This window comes from Nocardia sp. NPDC004582 (assembly GCF_053602115.1).
This window is the reverse complement of the sequence record NZ_JBSGCY010000277.1, coordinates 1-2,665: the sequence shown is the minus strand read 5'-3', so window position 1 is coordinate 2,665 and position 2,665 is coordinate 1. Positions and strand designations below refer to the sequence as shown.

Genomic DNA, 2,665 nt, shown 5'->3' with positions numbered 1-2,665 from the left:
TCCGGGAACGGCTCACCACGCTCGGCGGCCAGCTCGCGCGGCGTCTTCACCGGCGGGCGGTCGGAGGGCTTGCGTTCGCCGAAATCGTTGAAAGCGGTGATACGCGGCCGCTTCTCGACGGTGGCGAGGATGGTCTCGAGGTCCTTGCGGTGCAGGGTCTCGCGTTCCAGCAGCGCGGTGGCCAGCGAGTCCAGCTCGTCGCGGTAGTCGTTGAGCACCGACCAGGCCTCGGTGTGCGCGGCCTCGATGAGGTTGCGCACCTCCTCGTCGATCTCGCGGGCCACCTCGTGCGAGTAGTCCGAACCCATGCCCATGGACCGGCCCAGGAACGGGTCGCCCTGCTCCTGGCCGTAGCGGACCGCGCCCAGGCGGGCGCTCATGCCGTACTCGGTGACCATGGCCTTCGCGGTCTTGGTGGCCTGGTCGATATCCGAGGACGCACCCGTGGTCGGCTCGTGGAACACCAGTTCCTCGGCCGCGCGACCACCCATGGCGAACACCAGGCGGGCGATCATCTCCGAGCGGGTCATCAGACCCTTGTCGTCCTCGGGCACGGTCATGGCGTGGCCGCCGGTGCGGCCGCGGGCCAGGATGGTGACCTTGTAGACGGGCTCGATATCGGGCATCGCCCAGGCGGCCAGGGTGTGACCGGCCTCGTGGTAGGCGGTGATCTTCTTCTCGTGCTCGCTGATCACCCGCGACTTGCGGCGGGGGCCGCCGATGACGCGGTCGACCGACTCCTCCAGGGCCGCACCGGTGATCACGGTGCCGTGCACGCGCGCGGTGAGCAGCGCGGCCTCGTTGATGACGTTCGCCAGATCCGCGCCCGACATGCCGACCGTGCGCTTGGCCAGACCGTCCAGGTCCGCCTCCGGCGAGATCGGCTTGCCCTTGGAGTGCACGGCCAGGATCGCGCGCCGGCCCTTGAGGTCCGGGTTGCCGACCGGGATCTGCCGGTCGAAACGGCCCGGGCGCAGCAGCGCCGGGTCCAGGATGTCGGGCCGGTTGGTGGCCGCCATGATGATGACGCCGGTGCGCTCACCGAAGCCGTCCATCTCGACCAGCAGCTGGTTCAGGGTCTGCTCGCGCTCGTCGTGACCGCCGCCCAGGCCCGCGCCGCGCTGGCGGCCGACCGCGTCGATCTCGTCGACGAAGATGATGCAGGGGCTGTTCTGCTTGGCCTGATCGAACAGGTCACGCACCCGGGACGCACCGACACCGACGAACATCTCGACGAAGTCCGAACCGGAGATGGTGAAGAACGGGACCCCCGCCTCACCGGCAACGGCCTTGGCCAGCAACGTCTTACCGGTTCCGGGCGGGCCGTAGAGCAGCACGCCCTTGGGGATCTTCGCGCCCAGCGCCTGATACCGCGCCGGGTTCTGCAGGAAGTCCTTGATCTCCTCGAGCTCTTCGATGGCCTCGTCGGCGCCCGCCACATCCTGGAACGTGGTCTTGGGCATGTCCTTCGACAGCAGCTTGGCCTTCGACTTGCCGAAGCCCATCATGCCGCCGCGGCCGCCGCCCTGCATGCGCGACATCACGAAGATGAACAGGCCCAGCAGGATCACCATGGGCAGCATGAAGAGCAGGATCTGGCTCAGCCACGAGTCCTGCTTGACCGAGGTGTTCACCTTGGCGCCGGAATCCTGCGCGGCCTTGAACATCTGCGCGGACACTTCACCGCCGCCCGGGTACTTGGCGAGCAGCTTGGTCTCGCCCTTGGTCGCGTCGGTGGGATTCTTCAGCGTGATACGCAGTTGCTGTTCTTTGTCGTCGATCTGGACCGACTCGACATTCGACTTGTCCTGCAGCTGGGACAGCGCGACCGAAGTATCGACGCTATGCCAGCCGCGCGTGTCGTTGCTGAAATAGCTGACCAACCAGATCACGAGCAGAAAGCCCGCGACTATGGCCAGGTTGCGGAACACATTCTTGCGGGTCATAGAGCGTCGGCCGGAGGCCAGTCCTTTCCGGGGGGTGTATCCGGTTGCCTGCGATGCTTCGGGGCGGGCACGCCCGTTCCGGCGAACGGATGCGGACATGCCACGGTACCGCGTACGGTCTAGTCGTTACATCGCGCAGTTCGGCAGCTAGTGCAGTTCAGCAGGTAAACGGCTGGAGAACGCGGGTGGTTCCCCGACCATTCGCGGCAACACGTCGGGTCGATCACCCCCTGGTGTCGGACCTCGTGGTCACAATCATGGCATGGTCGTTACATCGTGAGTGGCGACACAACAGAGCGCAGGGGGTATGGACATAGTCGAGCTACGGACACCCACGGCGATTGTGCGTCACGGCAACGGGCGGTTGACGGTGCTGCGACCTGGAACCGACGGCGAGCGCGTGCTCGACGTGCCGGTGAGCGACCTGCTCAAGGTCCGTTTGAACCGGCGCGCCGATGACGCCGTCGTGATCGAGATCTATCTGCGCTATCCCACCCCGGTGCTGACCGGGGTCCCCGCCGACCGGACCCCGCTGCCGGTGCTCATCGCCGAACACGATGTGCCCGCCGCGACCGTCATCGTCGAGCGCATCAACAATCAGATCCTGGCCACCCAGCGGCTGGACGTGGCCGCCCCCGATCTGACCCCGCCGGCGCCCTCCTGGGGCCGCGGCGGACCCGCCCGGGCCGACGTGGACCGCGCGGTGCGGCGCATGGCCC

At 67.4% G+C, this 2,665-nt stretch carries 1 protein-coding gene and 1 pseudogene; one reads left to right on the top strand and one right to left on the bottom strand.

Features of this window, described 5'->3' with window-relative positions; genetic code table 11:
- Positions 1 to 1,946 (bottom strand): ATP-dependent zinc metalloprotease FtsH (gene ftsH / locus ACWELJ_RS33935; RefSeq protein ID WP_452370147.1); only part of this gene is annotated, 1,946 nt, incomplete at its 3' end.
- 370 nt (positions 1,947 to 2,316) lie between these two features.
- Here ftsH and ACWELJ_RS33930 point away from each other — a divergent pair.
- Positions 2,317 to 2,665, top strand: a pseudogene (locus tag ACWELJ_RS33930) (hypothetical protein); the annotation flags it as partial.